22 protein-coding genes are annotated in these 19,952 nt (G+C 60.9%); 4 read left to right on the top strand and 18 right to left on the bottom strand.

Features of this window, described 5'->3' with window-relative positions:
* Window position 1 precedes the first annotated feature (1 nt).
* From traD to LY284_RS35835, 8 genes are read right to left on the bottom strand one after another with little or no spacing between them, the layout of a single operon-like run.
* On the bottom strand, window positions 2–1,873 hold the full coding sequence (gene traD / locus LY284_RS35870) for a conjugative transfer system coupling protein TraD (RefSeq protein ID WP_233391968.1): 1,872 nt from the start codon (window positions 1,871–1,873) through the stop codon (window positions 2–4).
* Window positions 1,870–3,255, bottom strand: coding sequence for a TraI domain-containing protein (locus tag LY284_RS35865; protein ID WP_233391966.1), 1,386 nt, complete (start codon window positions 3,253–3,255; stop codon window positions 1,870–1,872). Before LY284_RS35865 ends, traD begins: the two co-directional genes overlap by 4 nt.
* Window positions 3,252–4,253, bottom strand: a complete 1,002-nt coding sequence (locus tag LY284_RS35860) for a type IV secretion system protein (RefSeq protein WP_233391964.1) — start codon at window positions 4,251–4,253, stop codon at window positions 3,252–3,254. The genes LY284_RS35865 and LY284_RS35860 overlap by 4 nt, the downstream gene beginning before the upstream one ends.
* A gap of 14 nt (window positions 4,254–4,267) precedes the next feature.
* Complete coding sequence (locus LY284_RS35855) at window positions 4,268–5,035, bottom strand: type VI secretion protein (protein WP_233391961.1); 768 nt, start codon at window positions 5,033–5,035, stop codon at window positions 4,268–4,270.
* 23 nt (window positions 5,036–5,058) lie between these two features.
* Entirely contained in the window at window positions 5,059–7,521 is a 2,463-nt protein-coding gene (locus LY284_RS35850) for a VirB4 family type IV secretion system protein (protein WP_233391958.1), read from the bottom strand.
* Window positions 7,522–7,534: 13 nt separating this feature from the next.
* Window positions 7,535–7,843, bottom strand: a complete 309-nt coding sequence (locus tag LY284_RS35845) for a VirB3 family type IV secretion system protein (protein ID WP_233391957.1) — start codon at window positions 7,841–7,843, stop codon at window positions 7,535–7,537.
* A gap of 1 nt (window position 7,844) precedes the next feature.
* Window positions 7,845–8,198 carry a conjugal transfer protein TrbC gene (locus LY284_RS35840; RefSeq protein WP_159838908.1) on the bottom strand — a complete coding sequence of 118 codons (354 nt, stop codon included), beginning with the start codon at window positions 8,196–8,198 and terminating at the stop codon, window positions 7,845–7,847.
* A gap of 12 nt (window positions 8,199–8,210) precedes the next feature.
* Window positions 8,211–9,260, bottom strand: a complete 1,050-nt coding sequence (locus LY284_RS35835) for a CpaF family protein (protein WP_233391955.1) — start codon at window positions 9,258–9,260, stop codon at window positions 8,211–8,213.
* A gap of 356 nt (window positions 9,261–9,616) precedes the next feature.
* Here LY284_RS35835 and LY284_RS35830 point away from each other — a divergent pair, with 356 nt between their 5' ends.
* A complete protein-coding gene (locus tag LY284_RS35830) occupies window positions 9,617–10,084 on the top strand; it encodes a zinc-finger-containing protein (protein WP_233391953.1) in 468 nt (155 codons plus the stop codon).
* Between the two features lie 227 nt (window positions 10,085–10,311).
* On the opposite strand, the gene LY284_RS35825 is transcribed toward LY284_RS35830, so the two are convergent.
* The 10 genes from LY284_RS35825 to LY284_RS35780 all read right to left on the bottom strand — a co-directional run bounded on the left by LY284_RS35825 (window position 10,312) and on the right by LY284_RS35780 (window position 18,352).
* Window positions 10,312–11,625, bottom strand: coding sequence for a VWA-like domain-containing protein (locus LY284_RS35825; RefSeq protein WP_233391951.1), 1,314 nt, complete (start codon window positions 11,623–11,625; stop codon window positions 10,312–10,314).
* 9 nt (window positions 11,626–11,634) lie between these two features.
* Window positions 11,635–12,549 (bottom strand): hypothetical protein, encoded by a 915-nt coding sequence (locus tag LY284_RS35820; protein ID WP_233391949.1) that lies wholly within the window; start codon window positions 12,547–12,549, stop codon window positions 11,635–11,637.
* Between the two features lie 109 nt (window positions 12,550–12,658).
* Window positions 12,659–13,684: an ATP-binding protein gene (locus LY284_RS35815; protein ID WP_233392095.1), complete on the bottom strand. Its 1,026-nt coding sequence runs from the start codon at window positions 13,682–13,684 to the stop codon at window positions 12,659–12,661.
* Window positions 13,685–13,936: 252 nt separating this feature from the next.
* Entirely contained in the window at window positions 13,937–15,454 is a 1,518-nt protein-coding gene (locus LY284_RS35810) for a hypothetical protein (RefSeq protein ID WP_233391947.1), read from the bottom strand.
* A 105-nt stretch (window positions 15,455–15,559) separates the two neighbouring features.
* Entirely contained in the window at window positions 15,560–16,006 is a 447-nt protein-coding gene (locus LY284_RS35805; RefSeq protein ID WP_233391945.1) for a hypothetical protein, read from the bottom strand.
* Window positions 16,007–16,535: 529 nt separating this feature from the next.
* Window positions 16,536–16,703 carry a hypothetical protein gene (locus LY284_RS35800; RefSeq protein ID WP_233391942.1) on the bottom strand — a complete coding sequence of 56 codons (168 nt, stop codon included), beginning with the start codon at window positions 16,701–16,703 and terminating at the stop codon, window positions 16,536–16,538.
* The gene (locus LY284_RS35795) at window positions 16,700–17,098 is read right to left on the bottom strand and encodes a hypothetical protein (RefSeq protein WP_233391940.1); all 399 of its coding nucleotides are present in this window, start codon (window positions 17,096–17,098) and stop codon (window positions 16,700–16,702) included. The genes LY284_RS35800 and LY284_RS35795 overlap by 4 nt, the downstream gene beginning before the upstream one ends.
* A gap of 104 nt (window positions 17,099–17,202) precedes the next feature.
* Window positions 17,203–17,487 (bottom strand): hypothetical protein, encoded by a 285-nt coding sequence (locus LY284_RS35790; protein WP_233391938.1) that lies wholly within the window; start codon window positions 17,485–17,487, stop codon window positions 17,203–17,205.
* A 37-nt stretch (window positions 17,488–17,524) separates the two neighbouring features.
* Window positions 17,525–17,986 (bottom strand): glycine zipper 2TM domain-containing protein, encoded by a 462-nt coding sequence (locus tag LY284_RS35785; RefSeq protein ID WP_233391935.1) that lies wholly within the window; start codon window positions 17,984–17,986, stop codon window positions 17,525–17,527.
* A gap of 120 nt (window positions 17,987–18,106) precedes the next feature.
* Window positions 18,107–18,352 carry a hypothetical protein gene (locus tag LY284_RS35780; RefSeq protein ID WP_233391933.1) on the bottom strand — a complete coding sequence of 82 codons (246 nt, stop codon included), beginning with the start codon at window positions 18,350–18,352 and terminating at the stop codon, window positions 18,107–18,109.
* Window positions 18,353–18,766: 414 nt separating this feature from the next.
* Here LY284_RS35780 and LY284_RS35775 point away from each other — a divergent pair, with 414 nt between their 5' ends.
* The 3 genes from LY284_RS35775 to LY284_RS35765 all read left to right on the top strand — a co-directional run bounded on the left by LY284_RS35775 (window position 18,767) and on the right by LY284_RS35765 (window position 19,932).
* The gene (locus tag LY284_RS35775; RefSeq protein WP_233391931.1) at window positions 18,767–19,147 is read left to right on the top strand and encodes a hypothetical protein; all 381 of its coding nucleotides are present in this window, start codon (window positions 18,767–18,769) and stop codon (window positions 19,145–19,147) included.
* A gap of 90 nt (window positions 19,148–19,237) precedes the next feature.
* Window positions 19,238–19,432: a hypothetical protein gene (locus LY284_RS35770; protein WP_233391929.1), complete on the top strand. Its 195-nt coding sequence runs from the start codon at window positions 19,238–19,240 to the stop codon at window positions 19,430–19,432.
* A 62-nt stretch (window positions 19,433–19,494) separates the two neighbouring features.
* Window positions 19,495–19,932, top strand: coding sequence for a response regulator (locus tag LY284_RS35765; protein ID WP_233391926.1), 438 nt, complete (start codon window positions 19,495–19,497; stop codon window positions 19,930–19,932).
* Window positions 19,933–19,952: the final 20 nt, after the last annotated feature.

The raw sequence follows: 19,952 nt of genomic DNA, 5'->3' as shown, positions 1-19,952 counted from the left end.
TTTAGCCTTCGATGATGGGAATTCGGCCCTGATACGCGGCACCTCCCGAGATGCGCATGAAGTACTGCAAGTTCGGCAAGCTATGAAGAAGGCGCACCGGGATCAATGGCACCTTTTCGAGCTGAAGCGAACGCGATTGCGAGCCGCTGAATTCCAGTGCGTGCGCCTCAGTCGTAGTATTCAAGCTGTTTGAGACGTTCACTACGCGGATCGCAGTTTCACCGACCTTGTCAGAGAACCATTTAGCAGTATCTGAGTCCTCCAGTCTGAGGACTATCTGGTTGTTCAGGTTACCCAAAACCTGCAGCATTTTTGCTGCGTTTCCGAGTTTAGCTTCCAGGTCGGCACGCGCCTGGAAAGCGACAAACGCCTTGAACCCGGCCCCGCGTCCCTTGTTCAGGATTTGGATCACCTGCTCGTTGATGGCCTCGGCGATCTCGTCAATGATGAGCACGACGTCGGGCTTCTCCGCGTAGAAGTTATAGATCGCCCCGCACACCGCCGCGACGTCAGACAGCGCCATTGAGGCGATCGCTTTCTGGACGATGTTGTTCGACAGGGAATCCAGGCCCATGTAGAGGACCGCCTTCTGCTTGATTATCTTGTCGATGTCCCATATTTCGCGCTCGTCCTCGAAGTCGTCAGCCTTCGGTGCGAGCATCAACCCGGTTTCGCCGGTCGCCAGCATCTGCAGCAGCGGCAGCGCCGAGGCGATGATCTTCATGTAGTGCTCGCGGTCGTGCGTGTGCGTCGCGATCAATCCGTCGATCGTCTCGTGCCCGCGATCGTGAGCGGCAAACCGGTCGAGATAGAGCTTGACCATCCCGTCGACCATTGACGCGTCGTTGCGACGCTGAGCGTCTTTGACCGTCGCCGTGACTGTCAACTCTTCCCAGTCCGTCAGCCCATTCTCGATGAAGAAGCGACGCAGGCCGCGCTCCAGCAGGTTGGAAATCCCCGACTGCGCGTACTTGAGAATCGATCGCAGGTTGGGCTTGTCGCCGACGTACAGCTCGCCCTTCACGGCGCGGTCGATGAAGAGAAACGCGAAATCCCGGAACTGGCCTTCCTCCATCAACTGCGCAATCCGCGACGGAATTTCAGACGGCTGCGACCAGTTTTCGAGCGGGTTCAGGCGAATCGACTCGTGCGGTTTGGCCTGATTGAAGTAGAGGAATTTGCGGCCGGTGCGGGCGCACTCCTTCTCGACGCGCTTTTTCCACTCGTCGTCGTTTTTCGGGTCGACGATGATCAAAACGTCTTTGGGGCTATGGATTACCTGCGTGGAGATGACTTCATACGTCCGGGTCTTGCCCGCGCCTGTTGTACCGGCCACGAGCGTGTGACCGCCCATTGCCTTATAGTGAAACGGCACCTTCACCTTCTGTGGCTCCATGCCGTGGATCCACGATGATCCCTGCGGCATGCGATCCCGGATGCTGTCGCTCGGTCCGAACAGCCGCTCAATGCGCGCCTCGACGGTCCGACCGATTTCGGTTTTGGGCAGCCACTTGGGCAACGACGGAATATCCGTCACCGGCATGCGAAGAATCTCATGGGCGATCTGCGTGTGCTTCTGCGTCCATTCGTAGCCCGTGCCCAAGTACATCGAGTCCGCTTTTTGCCGCATCGTCTTCTGCAAGGCGAGGAGCTTGTCGATATGGATCTTGCTGAGCCACTTCGTGGAAATCGCCATTCGAAAGCTCAGCGCCTTCCAGATTTGCAGTGCGCGTATCGAAAGCAGCAGCACACCGGCCAGAGCGAATGCCCAGCCGTACGGCATCCCCGAGACTAGGATTCCAACGATGACCACCGGCCAGACGACGAATGGCCTGAACTCGTAGATGGGTCGAAAGTGGTTGACGTAGCTCATGCCGCTGGCCGCTCCATGATGAGACGCCCTGCTCGCTCAACGATACAGATATCGTTGCCATGAGCGCGCATGAGCAGCTGCCGCTTCTTAAGTTGCTCGACGAGCGTATCGCTCGTCATGCCGTACGCGCCGACGAGGCGCTTTTGCACGGCAAGGCCTTTTTCTTCCCAGGTGACCTTCGCCTTTCCCGATGCGACGTCGCCCGCGAGTGCCTTGAAGAACTCTTTCATCATCGCGGCCCCCGGCCCCAGCACCTCCGTCAGTTCCTCGTCTGACGGCCCGGTTCGGCTGCCGGTGCCACGGCCGGTATGAGCTGCCGCAGGATCGATCGCTGCCGGGCGCTGTGGCGCAGGGGCCGGGCCGGTGGAGGACTCAGTCGTTGCGGTCGCACCGTCCGGTGCTTGGCTGCGCTCCAACGCATCACGCAGCGACTGAGGCAATTTAGGCGGCGCTCCTGAGACCTTCTGGTCAGCCGAGTTCGTTGCGGCCGCGCTAGGCGTTGCGGCCACGCTGGGCGTTGTCGAAGCCGGGGCAGTTGAGCCCGCCATGTCGCCGGTTGCCGGCGCTGGCTGCAGATGTGGCTCGTTCGAGGTCGTCTCACCGCCTGCCGCGGCCGTCGATTGAACAAACTGCGGCTCGAGCGCGAGGGCGACATGCACGGCGGACGGAACATCATATTTGACCGGCGCAAACACCGCCTTCTGCGCTTTGCGCTCAAAGTCCACGGCAACGTCCATCGCCTGCCGTACCACTTTATGGACGAGCTGCTCGTAACCGCGCGGACTGCGCTCAGGATTGATCGCGTTGAAAAGGTCGTCCAGCACCCCGGTGTCAAACCCGGAGAGCAAATCCGGCGCGATGACAGTCTGGGCGAACATCGCGGTGCGCATCCGCTCGTTCTTGAGCGGCGCTGCTCGCCGTTCCACCGTGTATTGGCCGCCGCCGAGCCACGCGCCGAACGCGCCGTGTGCCGCCGGATTCCACTTCGACCGGTCGGACAGGCGAATCATCTCAAAATGACGGAATGGCTCGTCAAGCAGAGAGCACGCAGCCGCCAGGAAGACCGCATAGTTGTATTGCGGCTCGAGTCGCCGCCGCTTATCGGACGTGAGATCGGCGGCGAACTTCTGCGCACCGGCCAGCCGCATCGCATAAAACGTTGACTCGATCGTCGCGCGGAAAGCACCGCCCGGCTCACAGTGCAGCTCCGGCGTGAGCGGCATGGAGGAGAACCAGCTCGCGCAGCGGCGCAAGACGGACACCCACTTCCGTGCGAATTCCGCTTCAGTGCTTTCGTTCGCGCACTGGCGAACGAGCTGAATGCGCTTATGGTGCGTCGCGAACAGGTCTTCGATCGCAATAGCTTCGTGAGCGATTGTCATGGAATGAATTTGCTCGCCAGCTTCAAAGCGCCACTACCGGTCGCCGTCGCACCGCCACCGAAGATCGTTGCTAGCTTCGGAATCTCGAAGGATAGCAGCAGCACGAACACCGCCAGGTCGAAGACGTAAGCCCCATTGACGGTGGTAGATCCGCCTACCTGTGTCGCCTTGCTTACCGCATCTGTGATGGACGTCCCGACAAGCTTTATCAGGACGGCCACCACAACGGTGTACATTCCCGCGCTGATCATCCAATCCAGCCACTTCTTGAAGTAGCTGCGCGTGTACGACGAGAAGCCGAGCGCAATTGCAATCGGGCCAAGAACGATACCGACGGCGGCCTGAATCTGGCCTATCGCCGTGTAGTAAACGAAGATGATCGAGGCGAGAACCATAAGCATCCCCGCGAAAGCAAGAACGATGACATCGGTCAACAGCGCAGGAATGTCCCACAGCTTGACCGTCTTCAGCTTCGCCGTTAGTGCGTCAATGATGGTCCCCGCTAGAGAGGCCATCTGGGAACCCACCGACCCGTTGTCGGAAGTGTTGATATGTGCCGCCAACTGCTCAAACCACGTCCAAAAGCCAGCCGCCGACGACGTGTAGCCAAGGTACAGCGCGACGAAGATGCCGAGGACGGCGACTTCCTCAAACAGATCGACCCACGCCGAAATCGGATGGTGCGTCCCGGCAAACCTCACTCCGACGAGAACCAGCGAGATAACGCCCAAGCCCCACGCGAACTTGTTGGCCTCACTCATCACGTTGGAACTTGCATCCACTGCCGTCGATACGACATTGCCAAGCAAGACGTGGATCTGCTGTGCGGCACTGCTTGCCCCCTTGCTGAAGTCGCCCGCCTTGCTTGCCAGCAGTGCAGCCGAGCTAGTCGACGACGCCGGCAAGTCGGGGGCCGCTTGTGCCATCGCGCGGTTTGAAGTAAAGCCGATGCAGCAGATCACCGCCAGAAAAACGAGGAGCGACCTCTTGAGCGACATTGCTGATCGCCCCATCATTGCCCCAGCACCTTCGAAGATCCAATTTGAGCGTCGAATGCGGCACGCTCTCTGTCCTGCTGCGCCTTGATTGCCGCCTGACTGGCGTTGTTCGCCTTCTGATCCGCGACGGTCGCCGAGTCTTTGACAGCGTCGCTGCGTTGCTTGGCCGCCATCATCGTCAGAAGGTCGCTATTCTGACTAGAGATGATGTCGAGCATGTGCGTGGTCAACTGAGCGGTGGCCTGCATCGTCGGCGACATATTCAGTTGGTCCTGGATCTCCTGCCGACGCTTGGCGAGCGTGCTCACATGCGAGATGACGTCGTTGCCCTGCTGGAAGAGCTGCTTCGCCGTCTTGTCGTTGTTCTGCAGGAGGGTGTTCTGGTCCGTGAACCACTGATCGGCGGTTTTCCCCGATTGCGTGATGAGCGCTTGGACCTTGTTCGCGTACTCCGCGTTGCTCTGCAAGCCACCGTACAGATCCTTCAATGCGTCGGTGTACTTGCCCAGGCTCGAGATATCGCTCGTGATGCTGTTGAATTGCGCAAGCATCGCGGCGGGGTTGAGGTTGGTCGCCTGCTTGAGCTGATTGAGCATCATCTGGTACTGATAGACCAGGTTCGAGTCCTGATAAACCTCACCCTTCACGGCGGCCGCCGCCGTCATCGTGTTTTGAATGAAGTTGGACGCGTCGAACACCGGCATGTTCGCGTTGACGTGTTGCACGAATCCCAGCGTCAAAACGCCCGTGGCTGCGACGGTGCGGAGCAGTTTTTTCATCATGACGATACCTTTATCTAATGCGTTCAAGCGTTGACGAGCACGTCGCGCACGAAGTCCTCCCGCCAGTGCGGGCTTCCTGACTTGACGTGCTTGTCGAGGAGCGCTTGCGCGCGACCGTCCGAGCGCAGGTAGGCAAGTGCCTCCTTCGGGAACTGAGCCTGCAGCATCCGGCTCTGCTTGGCCGTCACCCACAGGTAGTCGCGGTTGGGCACCGCGTCCGAAATCATCTTGATTTGGTGTTGCGTCAGACCAAACACGTCGCGGTACAAGCCTTGGTTGTTGATTGCGTCGCTGTCTGGTAAGTAGATGATGTTCGGGATGTTCTCTTTCAGAATGTCGAAGTTCGGGACCCGCGCCAACTGGCCGAGCGACTGCGTGGCCATCAGCAGCGCCGCATTCAGCTTCCGGATCGTCACCGCCCAGATTTCGAGGCGCGCATAGAACTTCGGGTAGGTGAAGAAGAAGCCTGCCTCTTCGATCTCGATCACGGTGTAGCGCTTGCCGTCCAGAATCTGCGCGATCCGGTAGAACGCGTAGTCCATGAACAAGGCGGCGACCACCGGGAAGTTCTGGAACAGGTCGCCCATCTCGATTGACAGGTCGTCGGAGATGGCGAAGCCGTCTTCGGCGTGGTCGAAAAACTTGCCGTTCTTGTTCCCTTCGGTCCACACCTGCAACCGCTCGCGCAGATCCGCGGGCAGCAGCGTGATCAAGCTTGAGAGACGCCACTTCTCAGCCGGGAAGCCGAGCGCCAGCGTCTTGATGCGGTCATAGATGTCAGTCTGCTGCTGCGGCGTGCAGGTGTAGTCTTCGCCCTCGACAGCAAGCTGCACCCAGTCCGCGACGTAAGACCAGTGCTTCTGCTCACCGATCAGCGAGAGTGGATTGACCGAGGTCGCGGCCTCGAATCGCCCCGTAGCATCGATGAACCGGCCGCCGCCGAGCAGCGTCGGGATACGGGTCGATCGGTCTTTGTCGAAGCGGATGCGGCGCGCGCCGTGGCGGCCCGTCTGCGTCATCAGGTAGTTCAGAAACACCGACTTACCCGCGCCGATTGGACCAACGACGAGTGTGTGCGCCTTACCGCCCGGATGGTGCAAGTCGAAATACTGCAGCGTACGATGGCGGGTCGGCAGGCACGTGAGCGGGCCGGTTTTCGTACCGGACTGCTGCGTCAGCCATTCATTGACCTTCGAACCCTCGCCCACACTGCAAAGCGGGGCGATGTCGGACACGGCGGGCGTCTCAACGAACTGCAGACGCCTTTGCTGGTCCCAGCGGCCCGGCAGCGTCGCGCTCCACGAAGCGAAGAGGTTCGTCTTTTCGAGAATCACCCCAAAGCCCGCGTTCCCGATGACGCCGACCACCTGACGCGTCGCGTCCTCGCACTCTTCGGGCGTGTTGCCGTAGACGACCACGGAGATATTGGCGAAACCATACTGCTGACCCTCGGCGTCGAGCTTCGCGAGCGCGTCGCCCGCTTCCTTCGCCAAGATTTCACGGCCTTCGTCGTTCTTCTGTTCTTCCTTCGTTGCCCACTGCTTGAGGATCGCGACCGGATTGAAGGCCGCGACCTTGTAGAAGCCGCGAATCTTTTTGATGTACGCGCTAGCCCGCGACGTGTCGAGGAAACGGAACATCACGCAGACGTCCAGTTCCGCGTCTACCTGCGAGAGGACGTCGAGCGCCGCTTCCTGAAAGCCCATCCATTCCTTGATGCCGATGATCCGCGCGTACACCTTGCCGTGCGCCGATTCAAACATCAGTTCGGTGGCGCCGATCGTAACTTCCGTCTCGGTCAGGTGGGTATCAAGCATCGTGACCGGGTAGCGCACGCGGCGCTTGGGCGACGACGGATTCGCGCGCTGGTGGAGGAACGACAGCGTGTTTTGCAACTGCAGCCGCTTCATTTTTAGGCGCGTGACGCCGCCGACGAAGCCGTCGATCACGGACTCAAAGCGCTTGATCTCGTTCTGGATCTTCGTCAAGTCGAACGCGAAGGCACTGCGCGCGAGAATCGTGTCTTTCGCGGCTTCGAACATCGCGACGGCCAGATTCTTGCCGCCGACCGTCATGTGATAGCTGATCTTGTCAAAGATCCGCGAGATGCCGGTCTCAGGCGTGAAAGCCAGCGCCAGCGAATGCGAGTTCTTGAAGTACTTGCCGCTGCCGATGATCGCCTGATTGATCGCGTCGACGCGCGCGTCGGCTTCGGACGCGAAGTTGCCCTCGATGCCGCCGCGCACGCGCCTATGCGACATGCGCCACCACGCGGTTACCCGGTGGTCAAAGTTCCGGCATGCATGGTCCAGGTTGTCTCGCGCGGCTGTAATGTCGCCGGGATTCGGCGAATCCGCGTCGATGCCTTCGAACTCGAACACAGTCAGGAGCGACCCGTCCTTGTTGAGCACCAGTTCGGGCGTGACCATCGTGGCCCAGGGCGCGATTTCCTGTACCGCACGCTTGGTGAACATCATCTTCAGCATGGTTCTTTGCCCATCAGCATGGAAGGTCTTGATCAAACCCATACGGGCGCTTGAAGCGCGCGCTAAAGCGGCTGCTCGGCCCCGGCTCATAGACGTCGGGGTAGCGGTTGTACACCAGCATCACGATTCGCCACCACGGGTCAGTCGAGCTTTTCCAGCGCAAGAACACATGCACCAACACGCCGACAAGGAGAAATCCCGGTGTCCAGCTCGTGTAGGTGAGCAGCGCCGTCATCGTCCCGTTGAAAATAGCGAGCCCCCGGTCTGCCCCGCCCATCTGGCGCGGCAGCGAAAGGCCCCGACTAACCTTGTGTTGGCGCATATCAGCAGGCGTTGGCCATGTGGAAGTGGCTCTGCATGATCGGAACGGCCACCGACGCGATACCGAGGCCGACGAGCACCACCGAGAAGGTCTTCGCGATGTTGCTTTCGGAGTTCGCCACTGCGACGCCGCCCAGCGTGATGAGCACGATGCCGATGCCGTAGAGGTACGGGCCGCTGATCAGGTTGCTGATCGTGCAGATGATGTCGGTCAGACCCGTCAGGTTCGAAAAATCGCCCGCTGCCATTGCGGCCACCGACACGACGCTTAGAAGTGCGCCAACCAGCATGGACTTGCCAGGACGCAGACGTTTTGCCGCCGTCGCGGCTCTGTTGAGTACCTTCTTGCCCTTCATTTGATGCTCCCGTTAAAAAACGCGTTGTAGGTCGTAATCGTTGTTTTTGAATCCCCGGATTTCGAGGATTTCGGAGACGTGCCGCATCTCGCCGGTGCGCTTGAAATGCACGACGTAGTTGAAGCAGTCAGCGATGTTTCTGCGCATGTCTTCCAGCTCCCACCGCGATCCGGTCGGGGTACCGAGCATGGCGAGCGATTCAAGGCGGCTCAGCGCCGTGCGCGCGTTGTTCGCGTGGATGGACGCGAGGCCGCCGTCGTGGCCGGTGTTGAGCGCCTGCAGCAGGTCATAGGCTTCGCCGCCACGGACTTCACCAACGATGATGCGGTCGGGGCGAAAGCGCAGGCACAGCGCGACGAGCAGCTGCGTCGTCACGTTCGTGTCGGCATTCGAGAGCAGCCGCACGCGATTGGGCACGTGCAGCTTCAGTTCCATCGTGTCCTCGATGGAAATCACCCGCTGGTCTGACGGGATCTGTTCGATCAGCGCGTTGAGGAACGTGGTCTTACCTGCTGACGTGCCGCCGGCGACGAGGACGTTCTTGCGTGATTGGACGAGCGCGACGAGCGCGCGCATGAGCGCCTCGTCCTCGATGCCTTCCTCAAAGTGAATGGCTTCCGCGAAGTCCGGCCGAGCATTCGCTGCAGAGAACGCCCCCATGCTCACGTAGTCCGAGAGCGTCAGCTTCGACTCGCGGTGCTTCCGAATGCTCAGCGCATGGCCGTCGATCGAGGTCGGGCTCATCACCGCCGCGATACGCAGGTTTTGATGGCCCGCGTTGATGATGCCCTTGTCGCTTCCCGCCTTCGCCGACTTTTCGACGGACGACGCGAGGGAATGAATTGCACCTTCGAGCTGCTCCGGGCGCAGGTCGATGTTCTCCCGCGTCATCACTCCCCGACGCTCCACCCAGACGTTGCGGTAATCGTTGATCATGATTTCCGCGAGATCGGGCGCATCAAGCAGCTCGCGCAGCGGTGAGAGCGCATGGAAAAGCATGCGCACGGCTTCAGCTTCGAGCGGACGCAGCTTCAGGAGTGGGTTATCGACAGACTCGGACATGCGATGCTCTGTGGGTGATCTAACATGTCGGGTATTGTTGGTGGTGCCACGCGCACGCGGGTATGAAAAGACGCCTCAAATTGATCGGCTTTCAGGGCATTGCCAGACTGACGCCCCCGGGATTTAGCGCCGGCCTGCAAGAAGGGCCAAGTGAATTATCATGATGAAACGCATTTGCCAGAAAGACGCTAAAAATGATGTAGCTTTCCGGCTACTGCCCGCGGCGAGTGACTGTTAAGCATTTCCCATCGTCCGCGGCGGGCGTTGCTCGTAGCGTTACGCGCCTGACATTTCACGTGTCGCCGTCGCACGCCGTGAGCCGCTTTGTTCGTTATTCCCGCCCTGAGTCATCGGCGATGCGCATCGGAAAACCAATCAAACCGCTTCCCCACCCAGATTGCGACTATTGCGGCAATCCAGCCGTCCTTGCCCGTGCAGGAGACGACGCCTACCCTTACCGGGACGACCACGGCCCGCTGTGGCTTTGCCAAAACTGCCAAGCGTGGATCGGCGTGTTCCCGCGCAGCACGCGCAATGTACCGCTCGGGCGTCTAGCCGACGCTCGCCTTCGAGAACTGAAGGCGAAGCTCCACGCAACGCTCGAACCACTGGTGTCGGCGAAGGTCCGCCGCGACGGCTGCAACGTGTTCGAAGCGCGCGCAAAAGCGATGAAATGGCTGGCCGGCGAGATCGGCGCAGATGCCGAGAAGTGTTCGATCCATACGCTCGACGCGGACCAGTGCGAGCGCGCGATCGCGGTCGTCGACCAGTTCCAGCGCGCGCGGACCGCCGCCCCTTCAGAACCGGCGTGGGAAGATCGTTAGCCCGGGCAGTCAACCACACGTTTGCTATGTCTCGCACTCTTCCCTTCCAGCGCTCCCCTCAACGCTCGGCGCGTTGACCACGGCGAGCGACCGTCTTGACCGGTTCAAGGGCGGCGAGGCCTACCAGCCGCTGCAAACGCGCCGCGCCTGAACCCCGCGCGCAGACGAAAACAAAGCCCGGCAGATGCCGGGCTTGTTCTTCAAGGGATGCCCGACTTAGCCGGGCTCTAGCAAACCACCTCCATCGTCTCGCCGAACGGCGCTTTGCGGGCGCGCGTCAGGGGCGTAGTCGATGCCCACAGCACCGGGTAGTGCGGCGCGACGGTCGGAAATCGCCCCACCATATCTGTCAGATAGACCAGAAAGGCGGGGTTCATGCTGTCTTCCGCGACCCGATTGAACGGGTCGACGAACGCCGTCCCGCCCCCGCCGCGCACAGGTTTGATCTCCGGCGAGTCGCCTCGCTCGAAAATCTGCACCTGCGTGACGCGCGTGTCGCAGTCCATCACGACCAGCCGTGCGGGCTTCAACGAACGGAAAACCGCGAGGATCTCCGCGTCGAACTGCGCCTGCGTCTCGTCGAACACCGAACCGCTGGAGTCACGCACGAAGACCGCGTCGCCGATCGCCGGTGTATGCAACGACGGCAAATAGAAGCCGAGATGCAGATACCGCCGATTCGGCGTCGCAAAGCTGTAGTCCGACGGCGACGACTGCTGCGCAAAGCGATGCAGCACCGATCGCCAGTCCACGACGGGCCGCACCGCTTCGCCCGCCACCGCCTGCAGATCACCCGGGAGCTTGCCGCGCATCGCGGCCGCTTTCGCGGCTTGCGTGACGGCAACCTTCCACTCCGCCTCCTTTACCGGATTGTCCGGACCTTTGTAGGACCGCACTTCGCCGAATGAGCTGAGTTTCGCTTGCTGATCGGCGGGCGCCTGCCCCGGCGCGGTGCCGTTGTGGCCACCTGGCTTCGGAGCCTGCTTGCCGTTCGGCTGCTGCGGATCTTGCGGATTCGGCTGCTGCTGCTGCGGCTGCTGTGGCTGCTGTGGCTGCTGCTGGTTCTGCGGCTGCTGTTGATGCTGCTGCGGAGGCTGTTGCTGCTTTTCCTTCGCTTCCTGCGTCAGCAAACCGTAGATTTCCTCGGCCGACTTGCCTGTGTAGCGCGGGTCGACCAGTGCCCCTTTCGGCAGAACCATGCCTGACGACAAAACGATCGGGTTGATCGCGTAGTCGCAGGCATCATTCCAACGATCGGGATCGCGAGCGCCCTGCCGCCAGCAATGGCCGTTGGCCACATGCAGCACTTCGTGGGCGACGACACCGCGCACTTCGAGGTCGCTGAGCGATTCCATGTACGTCGGGTTGTAGCCCAGCGTCTCGCCGTCGACCCAAAACGTCTTGGCCGACGGATCCTCGCGAACATTCAAACGGAGCGCGAGCGCCCCGAAGAATGGTTGCGAGAGGACGAGCTCGGTGCGCTGCCGGGCAATGCGCGGATGGACCGCGCTACTGCCCAACACAACATCGGTGCGGTCCATGACGCCCCCTTATGCGACGAGGCGCAGTTGGCTTGCACCCGCCAATTCAACTTCCATCGGCTCCGGCTGCATGCCCATGAACGCGGCCATCAGCCCTTCAATCTCCTGTGCCTTGCTGGCCACCTGAGAACGAAGCACGCGCGAGTCTTTCAGTTCCGCGCCCGTGTGCACGGCCAGATGCGTCTTGGCCTGCTCGAGGATGTGCGTGAGCTGCGGGTCATTCGCGAAGTTGAGCTTCGGCAGCAAGGCGCACAGTTCACGCACGTTATTGGCCACGTCCAGTCGGACGTTGCCGGTCGCGTACAGGCGGTTAGCCATCTGCGAGACGGCTTCGTACAGACGCCGCACCAGGTCCTCGTTCGCGGTCGCGATCGAGGCCAAAACGTGCTGGTCCAACTCGCTCTTGAGCGTGGTGAGTACGTTCGCCGGCAACTCGACGCCGAACTGGCTAGCGTCGGGAAACGGCAGAACGGCCATCTTCACGCCGAACTTCGTGGTCAGCTCAGCGAGGGTCGGATAGTCCGCCTCGTTGAAAAGCCCATTCAGTTCTTCGCGAGCCGCCTCTTTCAGGTTCAGGTAGTCCGTCAGGAACACGGAGACCGCCAAGTCGAACTCGTCTTTCAGCGAGCGCATCTTTTCGGCGAAATCCATGTAGACCATCGTCGGCAGCAGCCGCACGCCCAACTGGTCGTACTTCAGCGTGTGGTCGTAGAAGTACGAGCGGATGCGGCCGGCGAGCGTCACTACTTCTGCGAAGCTCGGCGCGTGCTCGGGCAACAGGCGTTTGTTAAATCTGCCGATGCCCTTCGCGTGGTGCTTGCTCTCGACTTCCTGCGTCACCTTGCCGTCGAAACGGCGGGCAACCCAGGTGGAAATCGTGACGGAGCAGAGCATGACTTTCGATTGAATGGAAGTGATGTCCATGAGAAAACCTCGTAGAAATGGATTGGACGAAGCAAAGAAAAAAGGCCCTGTGCGTCCGAAGACACGACAGGGCCAACATGGGTGATGCTGAGAAAAGTGGAGTGCTTGGTTACTCGCCGCGGATGATCTTGCCGATCTCTCCGCCTTGCGCGCCAATGAAGGCATACGAGTTCTGGATCTGCGGGGTGCACTGCACTGCATCGCGCACCAGCAGCGCCGCGAACTCGCGATGGCCCTCACCGATAAGACGCTCGGTATAGCGGACAACACGATCGAAGTTGTTTTCGTTCGCGCGTGCCGCAAGCGCTGCCGCAATCGCGTACAACGCCGAGGGCGTCGTCGGGATCATGGCCGTATCCGGCGCGAGAAGAATCGCGTCCGGCTGCGGCAGTTCGCGGAAGATCTGGAGGAACGCGACTAGTTCCGTCGCGGCACCCTCGCCCACCGATCCGGCGTATGAGATGTGCTCTAGGTGCTTGGGGACGACACCCATGGTTTTCGCGACGAACCCCCAGCTACGAGGGCTCGGCGCATTCTCGATGTCGCGCGACGTCTTCTGCACGGACAGCAAGTCCGGACGGAAGCGCAGGAACGCAATGAGTGCGGGCGGGATGTTTTCGCGCACGGCCCACTGCGTCCAGTCGTCGATGGTCGGTTCTAGCTCGACCACCGTGGCGAAACGCGAGATCACCGGATCGAGGATCCCGGAGACACCGGCGTTGTCGGTGCGGCGGTTGGTGGCCGCGAGGAACGTGACCTGCGGTGGCAGGACGTGCTCGCCGACGCGCCGCGCGAGCAGCAACTGCATCTTCGCAGCTTGCACGGCGGGCGATGCCTGCCCCAGATCGTCCAGAAACCAGATGAGCGGGCGTCTGGCGGTCATGGCGCGTTCCAGATCCCCGAAGGGCAGGAACTTTGCGGTCATGCCGTCGGGCGAGGGAAATGGCAAGCCTTTCGAGTCGGTCGGGTCCTCGACAACGGGGTGGCTGATGAGCAGTTCGTGATCAGTCGCATGCGCGGTCTGTTCGACGATGTCGCTCTTGCCGATGCCGGGGCGGCCAGTGATGAGCACCGGCAGACGCTTCGGCACGTACAGCGAGAGGAGTTCGGTGAGTTGAGCAGGCGTGACTTTCATGATGGCTTCCAAAGAGAAGCCCCATAAAGACTACGCCCGTAGGGACGTGGTCCCTTAGGGGCAAGATATGAAAAAGCCGGCTCGTAGCCGGCTGGGTCGATGCGTCAGTGACGCGGGTGATAGATGCAGTGTAGGGGTCGGGCGGTGGCGCAACCGGTGCAAAGGTCACTAATTCAGGGGGCCTTAAGCCATCTCGACGGACAGCGTGGCAAAAAAAACCCGGCACGATGGCCGGGTTGGTTCGAAAGTGAGTTAGCTTGCGCGCTGTTCAAGCGCCACGCGCGCATAGGCGAGCGTACCGTCATTTGCGCGAAGCGATACCTGCAACTGCCGCACAGGATCTGCGAGCGCGTAGCGCACGCTAGTCCCCTGCCGCAGGCTGACGATCTGCGAGAAGCCGTCGGCGATCGTGCGATCTACCCACTCCGCACCGGTCAGCACCGCACCGTCTTCCGCACGAACGCGCGACATCTCAGCCGCTTCGCGAGCGCGAGCGACCTCGCGGGCGACGCGCCTCGCCTCACGTTGGGAAACCGACAACGCCTCCCACTCTGCTTGCTGCGCGGCGTCCATACCTGCCAGTTGAAAAATGCCCCGGCGCCGAGCCGCAGCTCGAACGCCGATGAGCTTGATGCCGAACACCTTGTGGACCGCTTGCTTGGTCGCGAGGTTTGCGTCGTCTGGCCGATCCAGGATGCTGAGAAGATAGGACATGTCGGCCGTCTGCACTGCTTTCGCGAACTCGTTGGCGAAGGTGTGTGTATGTCTGCCGTGATCGAGAATGGCCAGTTGCGTGTCGAGTTGGAAGCGGCGCGCGCTGATACTGCACGACTTCCGTGCCTTCTCGAGTTCTGCTACCCGTCTATCGCGCGCGCCATTGGCGAGCGTCCGCCGGAGTACTTCCGCGAACTGACAGATCGGCGAGCCGACGTCGACGGGCTTCAGGTACGCCTCAGGCAAGGGATGCGCTTCCAGAATGCCCTTCGCGTACAGCAAGTCGTCAACTTCGACCGCCGTTGGCGAGTGCGGCACGAGACCCATCAGCATCGCGAGCAGCGCGGCATTATCGCCGGTGATCGCCTCCTTCGAATGGCGCATCACCGTTGCCAGCGGCACGAGCTTCGCGAGCGGCAGCGCCCCACGCAACTCAGGCACCGCGAGAAGCGGCTTGGCCCATTGCAAGTCGGAGTCGAACTTCGACAACGAAGCATAGTCATCGATCACCGCCTGCGGAACAGGCTTGCCCGCAGCGAGCGCGTAGGCGACATGAACCTCGTGCCGACCATTGCTCTGCCGGTTGTCCAACATCGGGCCCGCGTAGCGGAAGCCGAACCGGCGTTGCGACTCGTCTTGCAGCAGCTCGAACAGGTCCAGCCCGCGACGGCCAGTCTTGGCCGCCTCTTCGTTGGCTTGCGCCATCTGATCCGAGTAGAACAAATACAGCGGCTCTCGCGTCAGATCAAAAGCCAGATAGAGCAGTTGCCAGTGCTCGCGCCGGATTTGCCACGGCTCGAGCGCGGTGAATGACGGTCTGAAGTAGGCCGCGTCGATTTCGTCGATCAGCGACAGGAAGAGGCTCGTCGCCGCCCCGGCCCGACGAACGGTCAGCTTGCCGTTATAACGAGTGACGGCCACTGGGTGGTTGAAGAACGTGAGCGCGATCTCTGCCGCGTCGACCGTTGCGACGCTCGTCTCGTCTCGCAGGAAACGGAGCACCTCAAGCATCGTACGGAAGGAGTGGGCGAAGCCCGAGAAGGAAAGCTGATACATCGTGGATTGCCTCGAAAAAAAATGACGGGCAATCGTTCCCTGTCGGGTCGATGCCCGGCAAGGGTTAGGTGCGCCGGATGGGCGCCGGATAGAGTTGAGAAGCTATTACGCCGCGTCGAGTAAACGGGCAATCAGACGAGCGAGCGACCACGCGTGGTCAGTCGAAAACACCTTCGCGCGAAGCAACGGCATGATCGCGTAGGTCCGGTCGAGCGAGTCGCTAAGTTGCGGCCGGCTGACGAAGTCCACATAGATGATCCAGCCTTCCGAGTTGCCGATGCACACCGACACGGAAATCCGGGCATTTGACGAGTGGTAAGGCCACGGTCGGTTGTGGCGTGCTCCGTACATCGCCTCGTTGGCATCGTCCTGCATGTTCGCGGGACAGAGCCATTCCGGTTCGAGTTCCTTGCCACGCAGAAAGCTGCACAGAGCCTGAAAAACCTGATCGACCGTCTTGCCGTCGGTGTCCAGCCGGGCGATTGACTTGATATCGACCGTACCAGCGGCGGTAACACTGCCCGGCAGCACATCCGTGTTTGCTAATGTCATAACCAGCTCCTCAAAATGAAAAGCGCGCCCGAAGGCGCGCCAGAAAAGGAAAACGGTAAAAAAAACCGCACCTCGAAAGATGCGGTTTTGTATTTGGACTCAGCTTGCGCTGTGTCGAATCATTTGCCCCACTCGCGCTCGCGATCGCGCTTCTGTCCATTGTGGTTGGTCCACATGAAGAAGCCCGCGATGGAGAGGCCAAGTACTACCGTGAAGATGGTCGCGCCCACGTCATTCTCCTTTCATATGTAAGAAGCCGGCATACCACAATACTACTCCAAGCCCGACAAGAGCGGCGGTCCCGACAACGGTTGGCCCATCCCAAACAGCGGACGAATGTGCATAGCCAACTGCGCCGCCGATGGATGCCGCCGACAACGTGTGCAGGTAACGGCCATTCTGCTGCCGTTGATCCTTCGACGGATTGGCAATTGCGTAAAGTCTATCGCCCAGTCCGGGGCCCACATCACGCGGAACCGGCACGACGTAAGTTCCGTCCGGATGGGCAGTCAACGGCAAGACATGGCCCTTATATTCCAAGGTGAACGACCGGAGAACACTCAGACTCCTCCATCTTGCCGAGTAGCCCAAGTACGCGCGGCGCGAGATGAAGCTGACCTGTTGTTGGATCGAGCGTAACCCGGTCCACGATAGTGGTGCCGGAGCTGTACTCGATTTTCACCTTCGCCAGCTTCATCGACGACCTCCGCACTTCAGATCGATGCCGCCAGCCAAACGCAGGCCGTCCAACATCGCTCGATAGCCCGCGGGCGTCTCGAGTTGCGTCAGGGCGACGTGGTTCTCGCCACCGCCCGTCAGGTCGGAGCGGCCGCGCCGGGTTCTGAAGCACAGGGCGACACCTGAACCGCCCTGGCGCTCGAGCACGTCGACAAACAACGTCTCGGTCCGCAGCGACACCCGTACCGCAGAACTGCCACGGCGCGTATCGGCGACGATCTCGTGCGCATGCGCCGGAAGACGCAAGTCCTGGGCGACGCGTCGCAAAACGCGCGCCGCATGACGTTGCAGAGCCGCTTTCGCGCCGGCATTGGCACTACTGCGGTCCGCATAGAACACTCGGGGAAATTTCATGATTGCCTCATTGCAGACGAGGCAGGTCCCTTGCGGGGAGCCTGCCCCGCAAGGGTCGGCGCGGTTTCACCGCGCATTTAGAAGATGCGTACTGCGATGCCCGATTAGACGAATCGCGCCTTGTAAGCGTCGAGCGCAGGCTTCAAGCGTTTGAAGCTCGCGTCGCCGTAACCGTCGCTGATCCGCCCAACCTCGGCGAACATATGCGGCCGCGCGCCCGATGGGCTGAATTCCGGGTGAGACACGATCGCCGTGAACTCGTCAACGTCGCCAGCTTGCGCAGCGACTTCCACTGGACGCATCCCGTAGAAGTTCTTGCCGTTGACATCGTTGGTCGAAGCGTCCCAGCCGCTGGTCTGGCCGTGGGTGATCAACTTATAGTGGTTCATTGCTGGTTCATCCAGTCGGTCGAGGCGTTGCCGCCAGTTAGTGGGTGATCCGGTAGCCGGACCCATTCGAGACAAGAAACACCTGCTGACCTGCAGCGAACTGCTGATCGTCGACCTGTGTAACGACCACGGTCTGACCGTTGGCGCGACGAAGGAAGACTTCGACACCGCTGTGGCGAGACATAGCGGCGCTTACGCGCTGAGCCACCAACCCTGAAACCGAGCCGGAAAGCGCGCCGGCAATATAGCGGCCGCTACCGTTGCCGATGACTTGCGAGCCCAGAAAAGCGCCCGCTGCCGCACTTACGATCGATGCAATGCCTGACGAGCCAGAATTGCTCTCGATAGTGATCGCACGCACGCGCAGGATGGTTGCCTGCTCGTACTGGCCGATGCGTTGAACGTCGTTGCGCTGATAGGTATTCGGCGAACCGAAGTCAGCCGTGGCGCACGCGGAGAGCATGCATACGAGGATGAAACTGGAGATGAGCTTGAACATGGTTGCCTCAACGAGATCGGGCAACCGAACCCGTCAGGGTGGTTGCCCTGATGGGAAGAAATCGGAACGAGAAGAAAACGGCGTCCAGTGCAGTGCACTGGACGCGTCGTTTACGAAGACCTACGAGGCGGTATGGCTGAGGTGATGCAGTCTGACACGACCGCTTAGCACCAGATGCCGTTCGGCTTGATGGTTGAGCGAATAGTCCCAATCCACCATTGCCGTGCCGTCGCTCCACACCGAATGAATGCGTCCGGTGTAAAGCTGCGGCGGGCTGGCCTCGACGTCTTGACCGACCACACGCTGATTCGCCATGAAACCGTTCTTGCTGGAAACTTTGACGACAGGTGCGAGATTGCGAGACATAGACAACTCCAAAAAAATAACGGGAGCTGTCTCCCGGAGGGATAGGCTCCCAACGGGACGAAAAAAGGCGACCAACGAGGGTCGCCAGAAGATTGCCGTCATAGACGGCTGGAGAGAAGATGGTCCTCCAGCACGCTGGAGGGGTAGGTCGATGCGCAAAAGCGCGGGGAATGAAGCCAGTCTACGGAGTCGGCCGCGCAATGAGCGCCGGAAAGCTCAACGATTCGCTATGCCTTTCAAGACGGAGACGAACTGCTCTTGGACGGTCACAGTGACGGCACGCCGAAGCCCGCCTGCGGTCGGTCAGCAACGCAGCGAGGAGGGATTTGCGAAGGAGCCGACGCGAAGGCGGCGCTGCCCGACAGGATAGCTGTGGTATGTCAGGGCGAAAGAAAGGCCACCCAGGGACGTCCCATGGGTGGCCTCAGTTTTTATCTTTTTGTATTGTTTGGTCTCTCAGCACCCTTAGCCGACGTCGCCCCTCACCTGCTATCGCCGGAACTGGCAACCGCTGTCGCCAGCGCGAAGGCTGCGGCCATTCAGCGCCAAGCGATTGACGCGGAAATCCTCGCCCATCTGCTGTTCTCGTCGGAATGGCCGACCGTGCGTCCGACGCTCGTCGAAGCCGAGATGCCCTCGAGCGTGCGCTCCCGCGTGGCAGCGCTGGTCGGTATCGACGTACTGTGCACGAACGCGCAGTCGGTGCTCGCGCGGTACGATGAACTGCTGGCAAGAAATTCCAGTGCAACATCTGACCTACCCGTTCAGCCGCATCAGACTTCGTTCATGTTCTAGGACAAGCGGCGCCGCATGCCCTGTCCAGATCGCGAAGGCGCTTCAAGTACACTTCGCGACAACGCATTTGACAGCGAAAGGACGCTGCCCATGGATATGGACGAATCTTCGGAAGTTATTTCCGTCCGTCATGAAAACGGCGGCTGGGTCTGGTCCATTTCCTCGGCGGACCTGTTCCAGCACCGCATGACACTCCTTCGCCAGTCGACGCACGCTTTTCTCACGTACGAGGAAGCACGCCGCGACGCGGAACTCGCTTTGGGACAGTTGCGCGAAGGTGACTGACTGAGAAGCCGTTGGGAACGGGCATTGCGAGACATTCAGGAAACAGTCTGAGGTTCGCGCCCGTGCCCGTCGCTCCGTCGATACCACCGCTTTGGACCACCCGCGCATTTTCGCCGGTGTCTCCGCCCGTTTGCGTTCTGATCGTAGACGACGATTACGCCCTCGCGCTCGCCCTGCAGGCGTTGCTGGAAACCGAGGGCTTCGAGGCACGGACCGCCGACTGTACTGCCTGTCTCACGCTCATCGGGGTCTGGATCCCACACGTCGTCATCGCGGACATCCAGATGCCGTTGCTGCATGGCTTCGAGGTCGCCCGCGCCATGAGGCAAGTCGCTCATATGCGACTGGTCCCGATCATCGCCCACACCTCGCTCCCGGAAGAGGACGTCGTCAACGAGGGCCTTGCCGCTGGCATGGATGCCTATTGCAGCAAGAGCGATGGGCCGAGCATGCTGTTAGCCATCCTTCGTCGCGTCGCGCCAGTTTCGCTCCGCCCATAAAAAAAGCCACGTCCCGGAAC

Origin of the sequence: Caballeronia sp. PC1 (assembly GCF_021353155.1) — a bacterium.
Taxonomy (GTDB): Bacteria; Pseudomonadota; Gammaproteobacteria; order Burkholderiales; family Burkholderiaceae; genus Caballeronia; species Caballeronia cordobensis.
This window is presented reverse-complemented; position numbering and strand designations above follow the sequence as displayed.

Excerpts from the sequence above, each read along its gene's own strand:
- traD (WP_233391968.1), bottom strand. The coding sequence starts at position 1,873 with ATGAGCTACGTCAACCACTTTCGACCCATCTACGAGTTCAGGCCATTC.
- LY284_RS35865 (WP_233391966.1), bottom strand. The coding sequence starts at position 3,255 with ATGACAATCGCTCACGAAGCTATTGCGATCGAAGACCTGTTCGCGACG.
- LY284_RS35860 (WP_233391964.1), bottom strand. The coding sequence starts at position 4,253 with ATGTCGCTCAAGAGGTCGCTCCTCGTTTTTCTGGCGGTGATCTGCTGC.
- LY284_RS35855 (WP_233391961.1), bottom strand. The coding sequence starts at position 5,035 with ATGATGAAAAAACTGCTCCGCACCGTCGCAGCCACGGGCGTTTTGACG.
- LY284_RS35850 (WP_233391958.1), bottom strand. The coding sequence starts at position 7,521 with ATGCTGAAGATGATGTTCACCAAGCGTGCGGTACAGGAAATCGCGCCC.
- LY284_RS35845 (WP_233391957.1), bottom strand. The coding sequence starts at position 7,843 with ATGCGCCAACACAAGGTTAGTCGGGGCCTTTCGCTGCCGCGCCAGATG.
- LY284_RS35840 (WP_159838908.1), bottom strand. The coding sequence starts at position 8,198 with ATGAAGGGCAAGAAGGTACTCAACAGAGCCGCGACGGCGGCAAAACGT.
- LY284_RS35835 (WP_233391955.1), bottom strand. The coding sequence starts at position 9,260 with ATGTCCGAGTCTGTCGATAACCCACTCCTGAAGCTGCGTCCGCTCGAA.
- LY284_RS35830 (WP_233391953.1), top strand. The coding sequence starts at position 9,617 with ATGCGCATCGGAAAACCAATCAAACCGCTTCCCCACCCAGATTGCGAC.
- LY284_RS35825 (WP_233391951.1), bottom strand. The coding sequence starts at position 11,625 with ATGGACCGCACCGATGTTGTGTTGGGCAGTAGCGCGGTCCATCCGCGC.
- LY284_RS35820 (WP_233391949.1), bottom strand. The coding sequence starts at position 12,549 with ATGGACATCACTTCCATTCAATCGAAAGTCATGCTCTGCTCCGTCACG.
- LY284_RS35815 (WP_233392095.1), bottom strand. The coding sequence starts at position 13,684 with ATGAAAGTCACGCCTGCTCAACTCACCGAACTCCTCTCGCTGTACGTG.
- LY284_RS35810 (WP_233391947.1), bottom strand. The coding sequence starts at position 15,454 with ATGTATCAGCTTTCCTTCTCGGGCTTCGCCCACTCCTTCCGTACGATG.
- LY284_RS35805 (WP_233391945.1), bottom strand. The coding sequence starts at position 16,006 with ATGACATTAGCAAACACGGATGTGCTGCCGGGCAGTGTTACCGCCGCT.
- LY284_RS35800 (WP_233391942.1), bottom strand. The coding sequence starts at position 16,703 with ATGAAGCTGGCGAAGGTGAAAATCGAGTACAGCTCCGGCACCACTATC.
- LY284_RS35795 (WP_233391940.1), bottom strand. The coding sequence starts at position 17,098 with ATGAAATTTCCCCGAGTGTTCTATGCGGACCGCAGTAGTGCCAATGCC.
- LY284_RS35790 (WP_233391938.1), bottom strand. The coding sequence starts at position 17,487 with ATGAACCACTATAAGTTGATCACCCACGGCCAGACCAGCGGCTGGGAC.
- LY284_RS35785 (WP_233391935.1), bottom strand. The coding sequence starts at position 17,986 with ATGTTCAAGCTCATCTCCAGTTTCATCCTCGTATGCATGCTCTCCGCG.
- LY284_RS35780 (WP_233391933.1), bottom strand. The coding sequence starts at position 18,352 with ATGTCTCGCAATCTCGCACCTGTCGTCAAAGTTTCCAGCAAGAACGGT.
- LY284_RS35775 (WP_233391931.1), top strand. The coding sequence starts at position 18,767 with ATGGGTGGCCTCAGTTTTTATCTTTTTGTATTGTTTGGTCTCTCAGCA.
- LY284_RS35770 (WP_233391929.1), top strand. The coding sequence starts at position 19,238 with ATGGATATGGACGAATCTTCGGAAGTTATTTCCGTCCGTCATGAAAAC.